Annotated in this window: 14 protein-coding genes; 3 read left to right on the forward strand and 11 right to left on the reverse strand. The window is 41.3% G+C overall.

The window, feature by feature from the left end:
* Window positions 1-253 precede the first annotated feature (253 nt).
* Window positions 254-1,285: a LysR family transcriptional regulator gene (locus B2727_RS04925; protein ID WP_004654891.1), complete on the reverse strand. Its 1,032-nt coding sequence runs from the start codon at window positions 1,283-1,285 to the stop codon at window positions 254-256.
* A gap of 196 nt (window positions 1,286-1,481) precedes the next feature.
* On the opposite strand from B2727_RS04925, the gene B2727_RS04930 reads away from it, so the two are divergent.
* The 3 genes from B2727_RS04930 to B2727_RS04940 are packed head-to-tail and all read left to right on the forward strand — an operon-like array spanning window position 1,482 to window position 7,373.
* Complete coding sequence (locus tag B2727_RS04930; protein WP_033134766.1) at window positions 1,482-2,705, forward strand: efflux RND transporter periplasmic adaptor subunit; 1,224 nt, start codon at window positions 1,482-1,484, stop codon at window positions 2,703-2,705.
* A gap of 5 nt (window positions 2,706-2,710) precedes the next feature.
* Window positions 2,711-5,890 (forward strand): multidrug efflux RND transporter permease subunit AdeG, encoded by a 3,180-nt coding sequence (adeG, locus tag B2727_RS04935; RefSeq protein WP_005205233.1) that lies wholly within the window; start codon window positions 2,711-2,713, stop codon window positions 5,888-5,890.
* A gap of 10 nt (window positions 5,891-5,900) precedes the next feature.
* A complete protein-coding gene (locus tag B2727_RS04940; protein ID WP_241345362.1) occupies window positions 5,901-7,373 on the forward strand; it encodes an efflux transporter outer membrane subunit in 1,473 nt (490 codons plus the stop codon).
* Window positions 7,374-7,577: 204 nt separating this feature from the next.
* Here B2727_RS04940 and B2727_RS04945 read toward each other — a convergent pair whose 3' ends face one another.
* From B2727_RS04945 to B2727_RS04990, 10 genes are all read right to left on the reverse strand, one after another.
* The gene (locus tag B2727_RS04945; RefSeq protein ID WP_033134768.1) at window positions 7,578-7,853 is read right to left on the reverse strand and encodes a hypothetical protein; all 276 of its coding nucleotides are present in this window, start codon (window positions 7,851-7,853) and stop codon (window positions 7,578-7,580) included.
* Window positions 7,854-8,020: 167 nt separating this feature from the next.
* Window positions 8,021-8,551 carry a hypothetical protein gene (locus tag B2727_RS04950; protein WP_227505303.1) on the reverse strand — a complete coding sequence of 177 codons (531 nt, stop codon included), beginning with the start codon at window positions 8,549-8,551 and terminating at the stop codon, window positions 8,021-8,023.
* Window positions 8,552-8,600: 49 nt separating this feature from the next.
* On the reverse strand, window positions 8,601-9,269 hold the full coding sequence (locus tag B2727_RS04955) for a hypothetical protein (protein ID WP_033134769.1): 669 nt from the start codon (window positions 9,267-9,269) through the stop codon (window positions 8,601-8,603).
* A 10-nt stretch (window positions 9,270-9,279) separates the two neighbouring features.
* Window positions 9,280-9,717, reverse strand: coding sequence for a hypothetical protein (locus B2727_RS04960; protein ID WP_201772403.1), 438 nt, complete (start codon window positions 9,715-9,717; stop codon window positions 9,280-9,282).
* A gap of 95 nt (window positions 9,718-9,812) precedes the next feature.
* The gene (locus B2727_RS04965) at window positions 9,813-10,142 is read right to left on the reverse strand and encodes a hypothetical protein (RefSeq protein ID WP_162180606.1); all 330 of its coding nucleotides are present in this window, start codon (window positions 10,140-10,142) and stop codon (window positions 9,813-9,815) included.
* Window positions 10,143-10,154: 12 nt separating this feature from the next.
* Window positions 10,155-10,355, reverse strand: a complete 201-nt coding sequence (locus B2727_RS04970) for a hypothetical protein (protein WP_227505304.1) — start codon at window positions 10,353-10,355, stop codon at window positions 10,155-10,157.
* Window positions 10,356-10,549: 194 nt separating this feature from the next.
* Entirely contained in the window at window positions 10,550-10,813 is a 264-nt protein-coding gene (locus B2727_RS04975; RefSeq protein ID WP_241304162.1) for a hypothetical protein, read from the reverse strand.
* Between the two features lie 81 nt (window positions 10,814-10,894).
* A complete protein-coding gene (locus B2727_RS04980; protein WP_033133561.1) occupies window positions 10,895-11,497 on the reverse strand; it encodes a hypothetical protein in 603 nt (200 codons plus the stop codon).
* The gene (locus B2727_RS04985; RefSeq protein WP_033133560.1) at window positions 11,497-16,368 is read right to left on the reverse strand and encodes an RHS repeat-associated core domain-containing protein; all 4,872 of its coding nucleotides are present in this window, start codon (window positions 16,366-16,368) and stop codon (window positions 11,497-11,499) included. Before B2727_RS04985 ends, B2727_RS04980 begins: the two co-directional genes overlap by 1 nt.
* Before the next feature lie 19 nt (window positions 16,369-16,387).
* Window positions 16,388-19,588: a type VI secretion system Vgr family protein gene (locus B2727_RS04990; RefSeq protein WP_241345363.1), complete on the reverse strand. Its 3,201-nt coding sequence runs from the start codon at window positions 19,586-19,588 to the stop codon at window positions 16,388-16,390.
* Window positions 19,589-19,592 lie beyond the last annotated feature (4 nt).

Raw genomic sequence — 19,592 nt, forward strand, 5'->3', positions numbered from 1 at the left:
CACGGCTTGCCAGCAAAGATGCGTCGCATTCCAGACAATTCTATAAACTTTATTCACTTATACTTCCCCTTTGATTTTTAATATTATTTCAACTTTTTGTTGAGCATTTTTTTTACCATATATTTTATTTTTCTGATCATTTTTTATCATTTTTCGGATAAAGCGCATGCAGAAGATCGTCGCATTTTGATCTCCTTTTTACGCATTTTTATAGATTCAGTGATGACTAAGCTCGTAACTGCATCACTGATCTTTAAGTCTTTAAAGCACGCGCCTCAGCAATATTATGCTGCTCCACCAAAGTCCGAATGGTATATTCATGATTGGTTTTTTGGTCACAGGCAAACTCACATTTCTGATCCAACGGCAAAGCACTACCGCCTAATAATGGACATCCTGCAAACAGCTCAGCCACCCAGTCGACAAAGACTCTAACTTTGTGGGATAGATGCCGACTTTGCAAATACACCACCGAAATTGGCATCGGTGCAGGCGTCCATTGCGGTAACACTTCCTTTAAAGTTCCCGCTTCAAAATGGTTGGTCAGCATATAGCGTGGACCTTGGATCAGGCCAAAGCCTTGCAGCGCCAAATCGATATAGGCATCACCATCATTGACAGACACCTGCCCATTAACACTGACACTTTGGATTAAGTCATCAACCACAAAATCCCAGTCAAAATTACGTCCTGTACGACTGGAGAAAAAATGAATGGCTTGATGATTTTTTTGTAAATCTTCAAGTGTCTTCGGTTCACCATATTTTTCTAAATAGCATGCGGATGCTGCTGTTGCACACTGAAACGTCCCAATACGGCGAGCAATCAAGCTCGAGTCTTGTAGCTCTCCCACCCGAATCGCACAATCCACCGCCTCGCCCACCAAGTCCACAGGCCGATCATTCATGCCAATCACCAAATCAATATCGGGATAACGATGATGAAACTCTCTTAACCTTGGAATTAAAATCAAGCGACCAATCGACACAGGCACATCAATCCGTAAACGGCCTCGTGGCCCTCGTTCCTCATCATGGAAAGATGCTTCGATATCTTCAACATCCGCCAAAATTCTCAAGCTACGGTCATAATACACCGCACCATCGGGCGTTAAACTTAGTTTACGCGTGGTACGATTCAGTAAACGAACCTGTAAATGTTTTTCTAAACCCTGAATGGTCGTGGTCACCGAAGCACGCGGTAGCCCAAGACTGTCTGCAGCCAGACTAAAGCTGTTGGTTTCAACCACTTTATTAAAGACTCTCATTGCATGAAATAGATCCACAGGCCCACTCCCATTGTTGTATTTTTCCAGTTTCACACAACAATTATTATAAAAATACGAATAGTGTTATCAAATTTAGTATATTTATTCGTAATTGACAAACTTTTATGCTCCTTTCATTCCATAAACCTGTTTCTCCCATACAGACCACAACAAAAAGTCTGAAAACAGGGATTCAAATAACCAGGAGCATCCCATGTCACTTTCTCGCAAACAGCTAACGCTGTCTGCCGTCATTCTTGCTATTTTTGCAACGGGTGGCAGTTTTATTCTCTTCCAAGAAAATGCAGATGCGAAAGCCACTCCAACAGCAAGTGCAGCACCTGCTGCAACCGTTGATGTCGCCAGTGTGGTCAGTCAGACCATTACCGACTGGCAAGAATATTCAGGACGTCTCGAAGCGATTGATCAGGTTGATGTTCGCCCTCAAGTCTCAGGAAAACTGATTGCCGTGCATTTTAAAGATGGCAGTTTAGTTAACAAAGGCGACCTGCTGTTTACCATTGACCCTCGGCCTTTTGAAGCAGAACTGAATCGCGCCAAAGCACAACTGGCTTCGGCTGAAGCGCAAGTGACTTACTCTTCAGCTAACTTAGGCCGCAACCAGCGTTTAATCCAAAGTAATGCGATTGCCCATCAAGAACTCGATCAAGCGGAAAATGAAGCCCGCTCAGCCAATGCCAACTTGCAAGCCGCTAAAGCCGCAGTGGAAACCGCCCGTTTGAATCTGGAATATACCCGTATTACTGCCCCTGTCAGTGGGCGTATTTCCCGTGCAGAAGTCACGGTTGGTAACGTGGTCTCCGCAGGCAATGGCGCACAGGTGCTGACCAGTTTGGTTTCGGTGTCACGTCTATATGCTTCTTTCGATGTCGATGAACAGACTTATTTAAAATACATCAGCAATCAACGCAATTCGGCTCAAGTTCCTGTCTATTTAGGTCTTGCCAATGAATCTGGTTTTAGCCGTGAAGGTTATATCAGCTCGATCGACAATAATTTAAATACCACCTCAGGCACCATCCGGGTTCGTGCCACCTTTGATAATCCCAAAGGTGTGATGCTCCCTGGACTGTATGCCCGCATTCGTCTGGGCGGTGGACAACCTCGCGCAGCGATTCTGATTAGCCCAACGGCAATTGGTGTCGATCAGGACAAACGCTTTGTCGTGGTGGTCGATGCGAAAAACCAAACTGCATACCGTGAAGTAAAACTCGGCGCACAACAAGACGGCCTACAAATCATCAATAGCGGCCTGCAAGTCGGTGACCGCATCGTGGTGAATGGTTTACAACGTATCCGTCCAGGTGATCCTGTCAAACCTCAACTCGTTCCTATGCCGAATCCTCAAATCATCACCGATAACACAGCACAACAACCTCAGCCTACAGATAAAACCCCAACTTCGGCAAAAGGTTAATCCTCATGAATATTTCTAAATTTTTTATTGATCGTCCGATCTTTGCTGGGGTGCTGTCCGTCCTGATTCTACTGGCGGGCTTACTCTCCCTTTTCCAACTGCCCATTTCTGAATATCCAGAAGTGGTGCCACCCTCTGTCGTGGTGCGTGCCCAATATCCGGGTGCTAACCCTAAAGTAATCGCTGAAACCGTTGCTTCTCCACTGGAAGAATCCATCAACGGCGTAGAGAACATGCTGTATATGCAGTCTCAAGCCAACAGCGATGGCAACCTGACCATTACCGTCAATTTCAAGCTCGGAATTGATCCCGATAAAGCCCAGCAACTGGTTCAGAACCGAGTTTCTCAAGCCCTGCCGCGTTTGCCAGAAGATGTACAACGTCTCGGTGTGACCACGCTAAAAAGCTCACCAACCTTAACCATGGTGGTGCATCTGACCTCACCGGATAATCGCTATGATATGACCTACTTGCGTAACTATGCCGTACTCAATGTCAAAGACCGTCTGGCACGCCTACAGGGTGTAGGTGAAGTTGGTCTGTTTGGTTCGGGTGATTACGCCATGCGTGTATGGTTAGATCCACAAAAAGTGGCTCAACGTAATCTCACGGCCACTGAAATCGTCAATGCCATCCGTGAGCAAAATATTCAAGTTGCCGCAGGAACCATCGGTGCAGCGCCAAACAATTCACCTTTACAGCTCTCGGTGAATGCACAAGGCCGTTTAAGTACCGAACAGGAATTTGCCGATATTATTTTAAAAACAGCAGCAGATGGTGCAGTAACGCGCTTGGGTGATGTGGCCCGTGTTGAACTGGCCGCTTCACAATATGGCTTACGTTCATTACTGGACAATAAACAGGCGGTGGCGATTCCAATTTTCCAAGCACCGGGTGCCAATGCCTTACAGGTCTCGGACCAAGTGCGTAGCACCATGGCGGAACTGTCCAAAGATTTTCCAGCATCCATTAAATACGATATCGTTTACGACCCAACCCAATTCGTACGCTCAAGTATCAAAGCGGTGATTCATACCTTGCTTGAAGCGATTGCACTGGTGGTTGTGGTGGTGATCCTGTTCTTACAAACATGGCGTGCCTCGATTATTCCTCTACTGGCAGTGCCTGTTTCAATCATTGGTACCTTCGCCTTAATGCTGGCCTTTGGTTATTCCATCAATGCGCTATCCCTGTTCGGGATGGTGCTCGCCATCGGGATCGTGGTCGATGATGCCATCGTGGTGGTGGAGAATGTCGAGCGGAATATTGAAGCAGGACTCAGTCCAAGAGATGCCACCTACCGTGCCATGCGTGAAGTCAGTGGACCGATTATCGCGATTGCATTGACACTGGTTGCCGTGTTCGTCCCTCTCGCTTTTATGACCGGCTTAACAGGCCAATTCTATAAACAATTTGCCATGACCATTGCCATCTCCACCGTGATTTCGGCATTCAACTCACTCACCCTGTCTCCAGCTTTGGCCGCCATGTTACTCAAAGGTCATGATGCCAAACCTGACTTCCTGACCCGCGTGATGAACCGTGTCTTCGGACGCTTCTTTGCCCTGTTTAACCGCGTATTCTCACGCGCATCGGATCAATATGGTCGTGGCGTTAGTCGGGTGATTTCGCATAAAACCTCAGCGATGGGTGTCTATGCAGTACTACTCGGTCTGACCATTGGGATTTCTTATATCGTTCCGGGTGGTTTTGTGCCTGCACAAGATAAGCAATACCTGATCAGCTTTGCCCAATTACCGAATGGTGCCTCACTGGATCGAACCGAAACCGTGATTCGTAAAATGAGCGATGCCGCGCTGAAACAACCCGGCGTAGAAAGTGCAGTGGCTTTCCCCGGCTTATCGATTAATGGCTTTACCAACAGCTCTAGCGCAGGGATTGTATTTGTCACCTTAAAACCTTTCGCTGAACGTAAAGCAGCCGATCTTTCTGCCAATGCCATTGCAGGTGCTTTAAATCAGAAATACGCCGCGATTCAAGATGCTTATATTGCAGTATTCCCGCCACCACCGGTGATGGGTCTCGGCACCATGGGTGGCTTTAAACTCCAGCTCGAAGATCGCGGTGCTTTAGGCTATGCCGAGTTAAATAACGCAGCCCAATCCTTTATGAAAGCGGCACAATCTGCACCTGAATTGGGGCCAATGTTCTCCAGTTATCAAATCAATGTACCTCAACTAAATGTTGATCTGGATCGAGTCAAAGCCAAACAACAAGGCGTTGCTGTGACCGATGTATTTAATACCATGCAGATTTATCTCGGTTCACAATACGTGAATGACTTTAACCGTTTTGGTCGTGTCTATCAGGTACGTGCCCAAGCCGATGCGCCGTTCCGTGCCAATCCTGAAGATATTTTACAGCTTAAAACCCGTAACAATGCAGGGCAAATGGTGCCGCTGTCTTCGCTGGTCAATGTGACTCAAACCTATGGCCCAGAAATGGTGGTGCGCTATAACGGCTATACCGCTGCCGATATTAATGGTGGTCCTGCACCGGGTTATTCATCCAGCCAAGCCGAAGCTGCGGTTGAGCGCATTGCCGCTGAAACCTTGCCACGTGGGGTAAAATTTGAATGGACCGATCTGACCTATCAAAAGATCTTGGCAGGTAATGCCGGATTGTGGGTGTTCCCGATCAGTGTGCTGTTGGTGTTCTTGGTCTTGGCGGCGCAATATGAAAGCCTGACCTTGCCATTAGCCGTGATTCTGATTGTGCCAATGGGTATCTTGGCGGCACTGACCGGGGTTTGGCTCACAGGCGGTGATAACAACATCTTTACCCAAATCGGCTTGATGGTACTGGTCGGGCTGGCCTGTAAGAATGCCATCTTGATCGTCGAATTTGCTCGAGAACTGGAAATGCAAGGCGCGACCGCATTCAATGCTGCGGTTGAAGCCAGCCGTTTACGTTTGCGTCCGATCTTGATGACTTCAATCGCCTTCATTATGGGTGTGGTTCCACTGGTCACATCTACAGGTGCTGGTGCTGAAATGCGCCATGCCATGGGCGTTGCGGTGTTCTTTGGTATGATCGGAGTAACCTTCTTTGGTTTGTTCCTGACGCCTGCCTTCTATGTATTGATTCGTACCCTGAACAGCAAACATAAACTGCATTCAGCAGCGGTACATGAAGCACCACTGCACAGTTCACACGATCACTAAGGAGCAGGACATGACAGGATTCAAACCCCACTGGATACTCTCCTCACTGATGGGAAGCCTGCTGCTTGCAGGCTGCTCATTGGCACCTGAATATCAGCCTGCCAAGCTGGTTATTCCACTGCAATTTAAGGAAGCCGATGCTAAGTTGAACGATCCCAATTGGACCATTGCGCAACCTGCCGATGCGCAGTCTCGCGGTGAATGGTGGCGTATTTTTAATGATCCGCAACTGAATGATCTGGAACAGCAGGCCATTGCTGGTAACCAAAATCTAAAGGCGGCAGCAGCCAATATTCAGGCCTCAAGAGCTTTAAGGTCTGTTACACAAGCTGAACGTTTACCCAGTATTGGTGCAGGTTTTGGGCCAACCCGTCAAAAGCCCTCACCCGCTTCTTTAGGACTTGATTCGGATGCATCCACATCTGCACGTACCTTATGGCGGGCACAAGCCAATGCCTCTTATGAACTGGACCTATTTGGACGGATTGCTAGCAGTGTCAATGCAGCAACCGCAGATGTGCAGCAACAGGAAGCGTTGTATCATTCTGCACTGCTAGCCTTACAAGCTGACGTGGCACAGGCTTACTTTCTGATTCGCCAATTCGATGCTGAACAAGCCATCTATGCGCAAAACATCAAATTACTGACTGAGAATCAAAATTTGATTCAAGCACGTTATCGCAATGGCCTCGTCAGTGATCTGGATGTTTCACGTGCGCAAACTGAACTCTCGACCGCCCAAAGCACTGCACTCAGCATTACACGGAATCGAGCCAATACCGAACATGCATTGGCAGTATTACTCGGGAAAGCGCCTGCTGAATTTAGCTTAGCCATTCAACCCTTGTTTGCTACTGCGATTCGCCTGCCTGCGGGTTTGCCTTCGAGCTTGCTTGAACGTCGTCCCGATATCGCTGCTGCTGAACGGGCTATGGCCGCTGATAATGCACGCATCGGTATTGCCCGTGCTGCCTTTTTCCCAAAACTGGATCTCACTGGTGCGCTAGGTTATGAATCAGCAAGTTTAGGCGATTTGGGTAAATGGTCGAGTCGAACTTTTTTACTCGGCCCTGTTGCGGGCACAATTTTGTCTTTACCGTTATTTGATGGTGGGCAACGTAAGGCAGGCGTTGCTCAGGCACGTGCAGGCTATGAGCAGAGTGTGGCTAATTATCGGCAGACCGTGCTGAATGCGTTCCGTGAAGTTGAAAATGGTTTGTCTGATCAGCGTATTCTGGATCAGCAAATACAGGCACAGGGGCAAGCACTTGCGTCATCCCGACATGCCAATCAGCTTTCACATTTGCGTTATCGTGAAGGCAGCATTAGTTATCTGGATGTGATTGATTCGGATCGGAGCATTTTGCAGCAAGAGCAATTGGCTGCACAGCTTCATGGCAGTCGAATGATTGCTAGTGTAGATCTTATTCGGGCTTTAGGTGGTGGTTGGCATACTGGGCAAGTGGAGTTGGTACGGCAATAAGGCTTAAATTGGGAAAATATACAAGGATGTAGATTTTCTCTGTAAAATTTGACTCCCATCCCATGCTTTATCGTCAGTTTTTCGAACAATTATAAATGTATGTGTTGGGTAATTTTTTCAATACACCTAGAAAATGAAAATTATAAATCCATATAATACATAAAATCCTAATTCTTTAAATAAGTTATTAAAAAAACCAAACAACTACATATCACCAGCTACTAATAAGTCATGATGCTCTTTGCAATAAATCTCATTATACCAAGTATAATGCATATCATTATTAACTCTCACTAAAACCCAATCAGGAAATTCTCTTAAATATGTTAAATTTATTCTGTTTTCTAGAAAAACAAATTTACTATCTTTTTCAGGCCATTCAGGATCTGAATTATAAGATCTAATAGGGTTTCCTAATTTCATTTCCTTTATAATAATGCTCTCCAAACATTCACAAACTGGTATCTCTGTATTTTCCATTTTCTTAATTTACGTTCCTAAGTATTTAAGATCAAAATTCAAACACTCCATCACACTCTCCATTAAAATTAATTCCATTAGATTATATGCTTATCTTTCGACTTCCATTAAAAACCATACAACTAAAAACATACAAATCAAAATTAATTTACCCCACATATAAAAATTTAATATTCAAGTATTAAAGATATATCTCCCTGCTTGGGATCATAAGTGAATTCAACTTTATTCCATTTCGTTTTATCTTGCTTCAAAGCAACTCTCGCAGGATGAATAACAATAAAATCTTCATCATTAAATTTATACTTATTCTTAAATCTTTTTAAAATTTTTGAGTGAAGTAAATTAGCATCAAAGAACTCAGGCGTATTAAATAAAATATAAATAGTTCTTCCTTGTTCACTAAGAATTTCCACACATACATTATCACTCAAATAGATAAGGCTATCTAAATCATCTTTATTTACTAAATTAGACCTAATTGTTCCTCGGTCATTTTCAACATCAAAATCAAGAAAAAAATTACCAACCATTAAAACCCTTTGGTCAATTAAAACATTTAAATTCAATTTATTACCTCTCAAACTAAATAACGCCCCAGTAGAAACCAAGTTCATTTTATCTGAGTTTTCGATAAAGTTTTGCGGCCCTTCTTCTGCACCTAAATGAGGATTTGCAGCTGTTCTACCTTTAGCCACACACGTATCTTTAGTAACAGTAAAGCGTCAGGCTTATGAATTTAGTCTATCAGATGGGCCATATAAATTCATTTACCTCACTTTCCTCTAAGAGCATAAAACTAAAATCACCAGAATCTCTCCACTTTGCAGTAGTAACATCTTCAACTCTTATACCTTTGTAATTAATTCTATCAATTTCACTTTTAACAGTTTCATTTATAAAAAAAGTATCTTGTGCTGAGTCAATTTTATTTATCTTAAATATATTTACACTTACTTCTTCCAACAAATGAGGTTCTTCCAAAACCAAAAAATCTCCATCCAACCTATACACAGATTTATTTAAATCAAAAACATCACTATAATTTAAAAATTCGTTAAACCTAAAAAAATAATAATCATTATTATCAACCTTATCCAACTGACTGGAAACCAGTTCAACTTTAAAGAAATCAACATTAATATAGTTTTGCAAAATTTCTTTAAAAAAACCATCTACAACATAAATATCAGCATTAATATTCCTAAAAGAAATTTTAGTATTTCTATTTTTTAATACTAAAACCCCATGTCTTGGTAGTTCACAGTTTTTGCTAGTTTTATAGCTATACCATGGAAGAGAACCATACTCAAATTCAGAATCAATCTGCTCTTTATGATTATATAGAACAGCTTCTTCAGAAAGTGAAATTGGACAGATGTCACTCTGTGTAGCACTTAATACATAATAATTCATATTATTAAACCTAACTTAATCTAATTGGTTTAGACCCTGGTACTGATAAAGCAAGTCTCATACTTTTTTGTAAATTCGCAACTTTATCCCTAGCTTGTGAAGCAGTTATTTTTTTATCTCCAAACTCTCTTTCAATCTGTGTTAGCTTTTGATTAATTGCTGCTGAATATAGTGGATGCGATCCGCAATGTACATTACCATTAGTTAAATCAACATTCCCTTGAAGTATCAATGAAGTATCTTTCTCATAGTTATACACTGCACACTCTAAAACATATTCACCATCGTCCATTTCATTCAATTCAAATATAGGCATGTTTTCCACTTCCTGTAAATGAACTTCATCAAAAGGAATCAATGATAGCTTATAATCACCATCAAAATAATTATTAAGAACACCCTCTAACTCTTGATACATTTTTAAAGTAACTTCAAAATCAGATAACAAACCATTCTTATCTTTTTCATTTATGCATTTCAGAAAAAATCTACAGTTTTATAGATATTCAATTCAATATTTTTATCTATCATTCATGTACCATTTTAAACCTTCCATTTCTCACCTCGAACATAACTTAAAAAATCATCCATATTAGTTGTAGGTTCATTTTTAAATTTTACAATAGAATTAGGTGAACAATATCCTGTGATTGTTGTTTGTAACTCACCCAAATAATCAAATTGATCTTGTAATTTTATATTTTTTTGAATCATACTTTCTTCCATCAAAAAAATTTCATTTAAAGATTTATAAACTTCATTTCTCGTCCCCCCTTCATTAATGTAGTCAGTTAATACATTATCAATATCCTCATCATCACCATTATTTTCCAATAGCCAAACTATTTTATTTTTAAAATTTAATACACTCATATTTACTTCTAATCAAGTAATATCAATAACATTCAAACTATAATAAGTATTGAAAAAGACAACCTTATTCCACACACCATCGTCATTAAATCCCTCTAACTCAACCTTATCATCAGAGATATTTACAACCTGAATTAAAGTAAATAAATCTTTACCTTTATTTGTTTCAAGTAAATCAAGTTGTTTGTATTCTTCAATACTACTATCATACATTTCAACATTGAATGAAGTCCAATTAAAAAAAACCAACTCTACATTTTTTACATATTATTTTAAACATATATCATAAACTGCTGAAAATAAAATATAAAACTTATCACCATAAATCTTTATACTTTTTATATCCATATCTGCTATTTCAATTTGTTCCAGCTTCATAAAAAAACTTAACCATAACTAGACTAGTTTTACTCTTCATATCGACAAAAAACCCAACCTTTATATGAAAGCAACTTTCCTATTGGCTTTTCTGACTTTTCTAAATAAATTTTTTGTTTTAAAAACTGTGGGTAAGCTGCCATTATTTCTGTAACAGCAATATCAATTATTTCATAATCTTCATCTTTGGGTTCTACATTTAAATACCCATAAATAAATATAGTTTCATCATTAAAGTCGAATGCTACTGCTCTTACATTATTTGCAATAGCACCTAAAAAGCTTTTAAACACGACCAATTCCAGGTTATTAACATTCATTTCAAAAAAAATAAATCATAAATAAAAATCTTTAAAATTAAAAAAACATCATTTTCATATATTTTTTGTTATTAAATCCTCAATTATTTCTTCGTATGCTTCTTTGATATCACTTATATTACTATCCTTCCCTATCATGAGCAGTTTATCTATTAAATCCTTCCTCTCAAATCTAACCAACAATTCATACAAATAATTAAATGTGTAGTAGTCAAAAAAACATTTACCTCCAGAGTTTTCAACAAAGCCAACCAAAATACGATCAACTTCTTTTTTATAAAAATTCACTACTTCTTTAGTTAGTATCGTATTAACTATCACTCTTTCCTCATCACTACCATCAACAGAAATATTTAAAACACACTCCATCAAACTTACATTAGAATCATACAATGTAAAACTATCCCTAATAAGGGTCAAAACAGAACACCTTACGTCTTTACTTTTATCATTTAAAAGAGAAAGATAATTATCACAAGTTAATCTATTAGCTAATATTTTAGAATTTTCATAATACTTTCCTATTCTATGCGAAAATATAGAATAACCTTCAGAAAGAACATTACCATCACCATTTACAATTGCATATTGAAGCTCACTGTATTCACATATATTTTCATCAACTAAATGCAGAATTTCCTTCTCATTAACTATCATTATATTTTTCCTCCATAATTCCAAGGCATTGACTGAAGTTTTTCATTAAACTCTGATTGAGGCATATCTCTAGTTGGATAAATAGTTGAGTGGCCTTCACCACGTTTGCTACCTGGAATTATATCTTTACCATCATGTTTGATGGCTAAACCTTCAGGCATTGGGGTATCTGCAGATACCTGATGATAATGTCCAGATAATCCTGATTTTTCAGGTAATCGAGTAGCAGACTTCCCTTCTGGCATAGCTTTATCTTTTTGAGAAGGTAAAATACCATTCTCATCTGGTTGTAAATCTTTATCCCTTATACCTTTTGGTTCACTTTTATTACCAAAAACACATATAGGATTAGTATTATTTAGCCCCAGAGGATCAATCCAACTTACAGGATTTGGCGCGTAAGCATAAACGTTGTTACCACCCAACAACCCAATCGGATCTTTAGAGATAAAACGTCCTACATAAGGCGAATAATATCGATAACGGTTGTAATGTAAACCCGTTTCTTCATCAAAATACTGACCTTGGAAGCGGATATTATTGGTGACGATTTCTGAATTTTCAAAAAAGTTAGATGCTGACTTTGTTGATACACGCTCACCCCATGCCTTATATTCAGCTTTCCAGACCATTTGACCTTGGGCATCGCTCATCTCCTGAGGTGTACCCAAATGATCACAATGATAGAAACAAATATCATCTAAAGATTTTGCTGGTGCAGTCTTACGCCATAAAGGATCTTTGGCAATATGATAAGGCTGATCTGTCCAATCAGGTGTTTGTACAAGCTCAATCGGTTCACGATAGATTGCTTGCAATAGAGGGACAAAACTATCCTTCTCATACACATAATGCTTGGTGATCTGATCATTGGATTCAAAGGCCAAAGTATTGCCATCCCACCCATAAATCACATTCTGCTCTTCACCTGTATGATGGTGTTTACTACGTTTTTGAATACGCCGCCCTAAAGCATCATAACGATACTCCGCAGTGTATTCTGTATTACGACTCTTGATTAACCGCCCACAAGCATCCCACTCAAGGTACAAGTCCCCTTTAGATGACTTTTGACGCACCAATTGACCATAAGCATCGTACTGATATTGCTGATCTAGATATGCTTTAACAACATTATTCACCAAACGGTTATAACCATAAGCATTACTTGCTGTTGCGGCTACACTCGGTTCTTGATGATGATTTCGGTCAATGATGTTACTTGCAGGGTCAAAACTAAAGGTTTCTTTGCCCAGCTTACTATTGGCTTCCAGTAAACGACCGACAGGATCGTATTTATACTGGATATTGCCACGGCGAGTATCTGCAATACTGAGCAATTGCCCCGTTTTATCGTACTGATATAAACGCTGAATCAACTGTTCAGTTTCTTGAATGGCATTGTTCTGTATTGCCTGCTGCGGCGATGTATATGCAAATTCATGCCCATTCAGCACGCGTTGCTGAGTCAGACGCCCCAGTTCATCATAATGCTGCTCTTGGCTAATCCCGTTGGCATAGTGGCGAACAGTTTCACGATGTAAATCGTCTCGTTCAAAACTGACAGTATCTTCACCATTCAGGACCAAACCATGAACATGCCCACTGCCATAGGTTAACCAATCGACCTGTTGTCCATCTGGGCGTATGGTTTTAATCCGATCACTAATTTCATCATAACTGTGTTTCCACACCGCAGTTTTATGCGTTTGATGATCTTGATGATGCTCTCTCACCAGATTACCGACGACATCGTAATACCACTGGAGATTGCTCTCATTATTTTTAGCCTGAATCAATTGGCCATTATTGTTATAGGCAAATTCTTCAACCTGTTTTTGTTCTAATTCCTGCTCGGTATAGCCATAGCCTGCTTGACGCTGTTCCAGTCGTCCCATGCTGTCAAATAAGAATTGTTGAATACGATCTTTCGGTGCAGCCCGATCTTTTAAGTCCTGCCCAAATGCAGAGGCTACCTCAATACTGCTGGATAAATTACCATCTGTTTCATCATATTTGTAAAGGGTTTCTTTACCATCAAAATCAATTTCTTTAATCAGGCGACTGGCAACATCATAGAAAAATTCATAGCTTGCCCCATTTTCATTGGTCAAACGTTTCAGACGATTCAGCTTGTCCCATTGATATTTCAACGTGTGCTTCAAGGCATCCGTACGAGATGAAATCAGTCCTGCTGCGTCATATTGATATTGTGTGAGTTGTCCTTTGGCATCGACATGCGCCAATAAACGCCCTTCGGCATCATGGACAAACTGTTCTTCTGTGGCATCGGCATGTTTGATTTTTTCAAGTTGACCAAAAGCATTCAGTGGCAAACCTTGAATGATCGGTTCACGTTGTTCTGTGGTTAGGTCACTATAGAAGTATTCAACCTTTTGTTTTAAGGCATTTTCAACTGATTTTACTCGCCCACGTTCATCATACTGCCATGTTGTGGTTTTGCCCGAACAGTCGGTATAACTGATCAGATTACCCTGATCATCATACTTTAACTGCTTGGAACCCCCTTTGGCATCTTTTATCGAAGTGAGTAAACCTAAAGCATTGTAACTATATTCTGTTACACGTTTTAGCGGATCGATTTCCTTGCTGATATTGCCCTGAGCATCATATTCCTTAAACCAACGCCCTTGCTCAGCATCGACCATACCTGTTAATTGACGCTTGTCATCATAGGCATAATATAAATTTGAACCGTCAGGTTGGGTAACACTGACAATATTGCCACTTTCATCATATTCATAAATGGTTACCGCGGCGTCTCGATCAACATGCTTGGTAACACGGGCAAAATCATCACGGAAGAACCATTCTTCCAATCCATCAGGATAAATGATGCGATAGGTATAGCCATCAATATCATAGTAATACCAAGTTTCTGCCCCATAGGCATCCGTTACATAGGTTAAACGGATATTTTCATCCCATGCCAGTCTGCTCTCAGAGCTGCCATCATCAGCCCATTCGTGAAAGGCCTTCGATGTGGGTTCAATCCCGTCATATTCCAGATTAATACCACGACCAGTCAGATCGGTATAACGGCTTAATAAGTGATGCTCATATTGATAATGATAGCTTGCGCCATTTTCAGTAATGGCCTCGATTAAGTCGCCTTTATGGTTATAGTTATAACTCGCAAGTGGACGAAGCAATTGCCCATTTCCCACCAACCATGCATCGTCAATACGGCCTTGCGCATCGACTTGGAAAGCGACATGCGCCAATAATTTTTGCTTCTCTTTAATCAATACATCCGAAATAAATGAATGATCACCCGATTGATGGTCATAACGAACCGCTAAGGTCACCCCATTTTTATATTCAATCGCAGATAAGCGATAATAATCTTGATACTTTTCAAAAATATGCTTTTCTTCTTTTTGATAAGAAATCATCTGAATATGTTCAGAGATCACACTATAATAAAAATCTTCTGTTTGATTGTGAAAGCTTTCGCCCACTTTTAATTGAGGTAATTTGACTGGGCGTGCGTCTGGACCAATATATTCTAGCCCTGCCAACGGTTTGATATATGCGGCCTGTTGTTCCGTTTCTTCAATATATTCACTTTGCGGCACAATTCGGGTGGTAAAAGAGGTCAACCATCTTGCCCCGAACTCTCCTTGGTCTAATTGATACAAGTTCGATGCATAGGTTCGATTTAAAATAAAACTTTCAATCGCAGACACATAGGCATCCTGATGAGTTAAAAACTCAGTTCCCAATGCATAAGTAATATGTTTTTTAGTACCTGTTTTGGTCTTTCCACCACCTAAATTCAGTGGACATGACACTTCATTTGGATTGTTTTTAGCTTTGGCTTGGTGATTGGTTTTTTCCAGTTCCCCACTCGGTCGACTCTTTTCTTTTTTAGCGACCTGTTTCTGAGTAATATTAGCTGTGGCTTTTTTCTTTAATTTGAATTTTTGCACAGCTTTTAATAAGACATTTAATAACCAAGCAATACTCATTGCTTTGCCCGGATCGGCTAAAGTCATCAAGAACTGCGGCGCTTTTTTACCAAAACCACGAATCCCTGTAATAACCAGTTGAATCGGCTGTTTCGCACTGGCTGGCACAACCGATGAAACACCTTTGGCAACCGTGTTAATATTTTCCTTAACGCTCGCTTTCCATAAGTTCGTCAAACCATCTACAGCATTATTAAAAGTAGCTTTCGGATTACGCTGTAAATTATCTAGATTGACTTTATTAAGTTGTTTCTGTGCTTGTTTGACATTACCTGCTGAACTAAAGACGTGACCATTTAATATTTTTTGTATGCCGTTGGCAAAATCATTACTGATGCTGGTGATTTTTGTTCCACAGTGCTGCATCATATCTTTGACAAGCGGTTGAGCTTTTGCCGCAAACTGATCGAGTTCACCTGCAATACGTTCATTTAAGTGATCACTTAAAATCACCAAAATGGTATCGGAAATGACCCCACCTGCTTTTTGACGAACCAGATTCAAAGTCGGTCTCAAGCTCATGCGCATTGTTGCCATGGTTGGCGGTACAGGAATAATCCCAATCACATCTAAACCAAGATTCAGCCAATCCCCAAAACCCGGGTTTGGTTTTTTACTGATATCGATAACATCGTAAACGGCATCCACCAAAGCAATCGCATTACCAATCACTGGAAGCGAGCCTGCTACACTTTTAATGGTATTTAAGTCGACATAGTCCTTGGTGTTCTTCTTCAACCATGAATTGATTTTATTCATACCTGCTTTGACATCAGCAGCATACATTTTGTTTAAAGGCACAACCGCAACTTGTCCAGTATTGGTTCTTACACTCTGTTTATTTTGCTGATTGTTGGTCTTCTTAGGTGGTGTCGCCATCTTTCATCATTCTCAAAGCTTAATTTTTAAAATCAAAACGCGTTAGATCGAACGGATCTTTGGTTTTTTTATCGCTTGCCATTAGGTTTTGTTGCGCACGCAATGGATTTTTGAACTGGGATAGACTGTCCAAAGGACTGCCTATATTTTTCATCACTTTTTGTGCCAATGGGTTGTCCTTGACCTGATCAGCCAATAGCTTATTTGCTTGTTCTGTCAGGTTCGACTGAACCCCCTGCTGTAGCATTGGCAATAAAGCCTTTGCTCCACCCTCCTTCAACTGCTTTGCAGTCTCAAGCGTTTTTAACACTGAAGAAGGACTGGTAAAGGATTGACCTAAAGCATTCTTGGCGCTGCTAACCGCATTTTTAAGACCTGTCTCTGCTTTGCCCAATAAGGTTTGCGCATCAGGGTCATTTTCATTTGGCCACATTGGCGGGCGTTTAAAGTCACTGGATTCCGCCCACGGATCACGTTTATCATCTTCAAATACAACTTTAGCTGCACCCGTTGCCAGCCCAGAAACCCGAACAAAACCTTTATCATCCAATTGACCAGAAAACTGCTGACCCAGTGAATCAATAACCTGATAGCCACCCTGTTTCACAAACTCGCCATGTTTGTAATCGTGCAGCAATTCCAGTACCCCTTGTCCGCGCTTTGGTGGTGGTGGCAAACTAGACTGTGCACTAACGCTTGAGCCGCTCATAAACAAATGCTGCCCCGCCTTCACCTCAAACTTGCCACCCGTCACAGGAAAAATACCTGAGCCATTCAGCTTGATTTGAGAACCACCCGCGGTAATTACAATTTCTTTCGGACTGCTAATCTGAATCTGACTTTCAGTGGAAATGATCTGGATGCCTTGTTTGGCGAGCAAATCCAGTCCATCTGACTGTGCCTGAACCTCAAACTTGCCTTTGGCAGCCACCTGCTTAATCCCATTCTGGGCAGCAAACAGGCTGATTCGATTTTGAGCATGACCAATCAAATTTTTTTGCGTACTTAAGTTAATACTATCGCCTGCAATCTGATTGATTTGCCCATCTGCAGATACATGAATATCCTCATTACTGCTTAGACCAATACCTGCTGGCGAATGAAGCAACAACAACGCTTTATTAAATTTGGCAATCTTTGCTTCAATCTGTTCTGCAAATTCTTTTAACTGTTCTAAAGATTCAATTTCATCAGTTTGCTGATTTTTGGCGACTTCACTTAAAGCTTTGGCATTGTTCTGGTTGCCTTCTAGCTGTTGCTTGGCAGGTTCTGCATCGAGATGCTCCCCTTGGGCCTGATCCTGCTTTTGAGTACTGAGCAGTAAACCATTGCCTGCACGCACTGCACCCCATTGATCGGTCCGTAGCTCAAAACCCTCACCCCGATCTTCACTTTCAGCCTTATCTTTTGGATGGCTGAGTTTACCCAGATTCAGTTGAGTGGCGGCATGACTACTTTGTAGTTGCGCACTGATTTGTCCCGTGGTGTCATCAAAACGTAGTTGGTTAAACCCTTCACCTTGGTATTCTTTGGATTTAATCCCTGCCAGTTTCTTGGTATCAGGCAACTTGCCCACATGGTCAAACTTAGTCGGACTACGCTGTGCTTCATGAATCCGCCCAACCACAAAAGGTCGATCAATATCACCATCAAAGAAATCAATCACCACGATTTCACCAATCCGCGGCAAGAATCGTGCACCGTAGTCTTCACCTGCCCACGGCGTTAATACATCCACCCATGCAGAGTCAGTATCATTGTCATTGGCACCTGCACCACTATCATGACTGTGGTCATCTGCTCGGGTAAACAGGAAACGAACTTTAATCCGCCCCCATTCATCCACATAAATTTCGTCACCGCTTGGCCCTACTACTTTGGCACGTTGTGGATGTGTCGCAGGTCGATGTTGTAGCGGGTTATATTCAGGAACCAGACCAATATTGCGTCGTTGCAATGTCAGTTGATTGGCTTGCCGCTCATCAGAAACCACATGCTGAAAAGGACTGCTTTGCCAATTGCTTTGTTGAAGCAAAGCTGCGACTTGATCCGTTAAATCTTTAGGTAGGTTATTTTGGTTATAGAACGTTTTTGAGCTGATCAGAAACTCTTTGTCTGCGCCATCATGCTGATCAATTTCAGGATGTTCATTCAGTTCAAACCAATAGCCCACTGGGGTATCGCGAACAGTCGATGTCGCAATAAACTGCTTGGCCTGTGAATCATAATACTGGCTTAAGTTCTGATTCAGTTTTTCAATTTGAGCATTGCCCGATTTGGTGGCGCCATCCTCCCCCTTTAAATCCTGAATCCAAGCAGGGGAAAAATGCCATGCCTGTTCTAACGCAAGCTGTTGGTTATCATGTAGATCGCTATGCTGATGTTTACTCTGAACACTGCCTGCGCCTTCTTCTTGCTCCAAGGCATCGGCTTGCCAACGCTGTACATGCACTGCACTCGGTTGAAGGGTACGCTGCGCTACAAATGCGGTGATGCTGTCCTGTGTTTCGGTTGCACTACTGCGATGAAAGCGGATATGACGGCGCTCTAGGGCTTTATATTGATTATTGTCATCAATGAGTCTGAGTTTCTGCGGCTGAATCTGTTCGCTGGAACTAGATACTTTCAGTTGTGCTTCATCAATCAACCAGTTAATCGACTCTGCTCGCATCAAACGTGTCAAAAAGTCGTAATCAAGTTCATTGGCCTGCATAATAAATGGACGAATGTCATATTGTTTGCTTAAGCCACTTAAGTCCAGACTTAAACTGGCCGCAAACAATGGACTTTTAGCCTGCCATTCTTTAAAAATGGTCTGAATCACATCAACGACGGATTTCGCCATAAAAACACGGCTGTTACGACGCTGCTTCCACAAGGCGGTGGGGTCTTGTACACCTAAACGATAAATAGTCAGCGAACCGTCACTGGCGCCGATATCGGCTTGAGTAATAATCCCTGAGATACGCGTCAACTCTGCTTTATCGGTCACAATATCAATGGCAACCTGACTGCCAATAAAGCTTTTTAAAGGAATGACTGCATTGGTCGAAAGACAGAGTAATTGTAGGTCAAGGCCATGATTGAGCTGATGCAGACCCTCAATACGCTGTAAGAAAACTTGATTATTTAAAGATGTGTTTGAAAATTGAGCGTGAATCGCACGTTTTTGTGCTGTCAGGCCCAAGCTTTCTAAAGCTTGAAAGATATTATTCGCCATCTTT

Origin of the sequence: Acinetobacter sp. UBA991, from assembly GCF_002292065.1 — a bacterium.
Classification (GTDB): Bacteria; Pseudomonadota; Gammaproteobacteria; order Pseudomonadales; family Moraxellaceae; genus Acinetobacter; species Acinetobacter higginsii.

Excerpts from the sequence above, each read along its gene's own strand:
- B2727_RS04930 (WP_033134766.1), top strand. The coding sequence starts at position 1,482 with ATGTCACTTTCTCGCAAACAGCTAACGCTGTCTGCCGTCATTCTTGCT.
- adeG (WP_005205233.1), top strand. The coding sequence starts at position 2,711 with ATGAATATTTCTAAATTTTTTATTGATCGTCCGATCTTTGCTGGGGTG.
- B2727_RS04940 (WP_241345362.1), top strand. The coding sequence starts at position 5,901 with ATGACAGGATTCAAACCCCACTGGATACTCTCCTCACTGATGGGAAGC.
- B2727_RS04945 (WP_033134768.1), bottom strand. The coding sequence starts at position 7,853 with ATGGAAAATACAGAGATACCAGTTTGTGAATGTTTGGAGAGCATTATT.
- B2727_RS04955 (WP_033134769.1), bottom strand. The coding sequence starts at position 9,269 with ATGAATTATTATGTATTAAGTGCTACACAGAGTGACATCTGTCCAATT.
- B2727_RS04965 (WP_162180606.1), bottom strand. The coding sequence starts at position 10,142 with ATGAGTGTATTAAATTTTAAAAATAAAATAGTTTGGCTATTGGAAAAT.
- B2727_RS04970 (WP_227505304.1), bottom strand. The coding sequence starts at position 10,355 with ATGTATGATAGTAGTATTGAAGAATACAAACAACTTGATTTACTTGAA.
- B2727_RS04980 (WP_033133561.1), bottom strand. The coding sequence starts at position 11,497 with ATGATAGTTAATGAGAAGGAAATTCTGCATTTAGTTGATGAAAATATA.
- B2727_RS04985 (WP_033133560.1), bottom strand. The coding sequence starts at position 16,368 with ATGGCGACACCACCTAAGAAGACCAACAATCAGCAAAATAAACAGAGT.
- B2727_RS04990 (WP_241345363.1), bottom strand. The coding sequence starts at position 19,588 with ATGGCGAATAATATCTTTCAAGCTTTAGAAAGCTTGGGCCTGACAGCA.